The 1,506-nt window shown below is 64.1% G+C and carries 2 protein-coding genes; both read right to left on the reverse strand.

All coding sequences use genetic code 11. The features are described from left to right. Positions 1–704: phosphatidylcholine synthase (gene pcsA / locus BLX41_RS30145; RefSeq protein WP_123727998.1), on the reverse strand; the 704-nt coding region annotated here is incomplete at its 3' end. Positions 705–1,023: 319 nt separating this feature from the next. Beyond that, positions 1,024–1,506, reverse strand: a 483-nt coding sequence (locus BLX41_RS36750; RefSeq protein WP_259745400.1) for a serine hydrolase, incomplete at its 5' end; no start/stop codon positions are given.

Genomic DNA, 1,506 nt, shown 5'->3' on the forward strand with positions numbered 1-1,506 from the left:
TTCATCCACTCCTGGGCCGAGCGCCACAGGCAGATCCCCAGGAAATAGGCCGAAGCCGCCAGCCACAGGCCCATGATCGACGGGCTGTGCAATGGGTGGCTGAGGATCAGCAGCGCGCCGCTGAGCAGCCAGACGAAGGTCACGATGATGTTCAGCCCCATCCACTTGCGCACCCGGAACGGATGCAGGAACTGCACCCGCGTGGCGGTCAGCAGGGCCAGGGCGAAGATGCTCAGCAGGCTCAGCCAGGGGCCGGGCTCGATCAGGTAGAAACACAGGGCGACCACGTTCCAGGCGGCGGGAAAGCCCTGGAAATAGTTGTCGTGGCTCTTCATGTTGACGTTGCAGAAGCACAGCAGCGACGACAGCAGGATCAGCGAGGTGGCCAGCAACGCGCTGTACTCCGGCAGGGGAATGTAGCGGTAGATGAACAACGCCGGGATGAACACATAGGTCAGGTAGTCGATCACCAGGTCCAGCACCGAGCCGTCGATATTGGGCAGCACCGAGCGGGTGTTGACCTTGCGCGCCAGGGAGCCGTCGACGCCATCCACCAGCAGCGCCACCCCCAGCCACAACAGGCAGGCCTTGGGCTGGTTTTCAAACAGTGCCAGGGTGGCGAGCAGGGCGCTGACCACTCCGGTGGCGGTGAAGCCATGGGCGCCCCAGGCTTTGATTCTGGCGATTTGCAGGGTCGATATCACGGGGCATTTCTCCGGCGGCTGTGGTTCCCGGACGACCCGCGGTGTGCAAGCGGCGGCGCGGGTCCAGGTTGCAGTTATCGACCGGAAAGCCCGGCAGAAGGTTCAGCCCCACCCCAGAATCAAGCTCGATGCGGGCCTTGCGGTCCTTGTCGCCATCCAGGGAGTCGGGCGTTGCACAGCTGGCCGAGGTCAACGGTCGAAGGGGATTTCCTGAGTCTAGGCGCCATGGCCGAAGCAACAAGAAAAACGCCACCTGGCGCTGAAGACCGGTGGCGTTTTTTATCGGGCGCCTCAAGGGGCGCGGTGCTGTGCCGCTCGCTTACTTAGCCGCCTCCAGGGCATTGAGCAGTGCATGGGCGGCCTTGATCCGTTCCTCGTTGGGGTAGTTCTTGTTGGCCAGCAGGACGATGCCGATCTGCTGGCTCGGGACAAACACTACGTAAGCGCCGAAGCCGCTGGTGGAGCCGGTCTTGTTGTACAAGGCGTCGGCCTTGGGCGGTTGGGCCGGAGTCAGCCACTGCACCGGATGCGGTTCGAGGGCCATTGGCGACGAGTTGCCCGCCATCAGCCGTGCCAGGGGCACCGGGTAGGCGTAGCGCTCCCAGCCCAGGCCCTGGGTCATGTCGCCGACCTGGTAATAGCCGCTCTGGGTGCTGGCGATGGCTTTTTGCAGGGTGTCGTCCAACGGCTGCGGTTGCAGGTTGTCGGCGATGAACTGCAGCAGGTCCGGGGCACTGGTCTTGACCCCGTAGGCCTCGGCGTCCAAGGGGCCGGGGCTGACCCGGATCGGCTTGTTCTGCTT

The sequence above is a fragment of the Pseudomonas protegens genome (assembly GCF_003732485.1).
GTDB classification, from domain to species: Bacteria; Pseudomonadota; Gammaproteobacteria; order Pseudomonadales; family Pseudomonadaceae; genus Aquipseudomonas; species Aquipseudomonas protegens_B.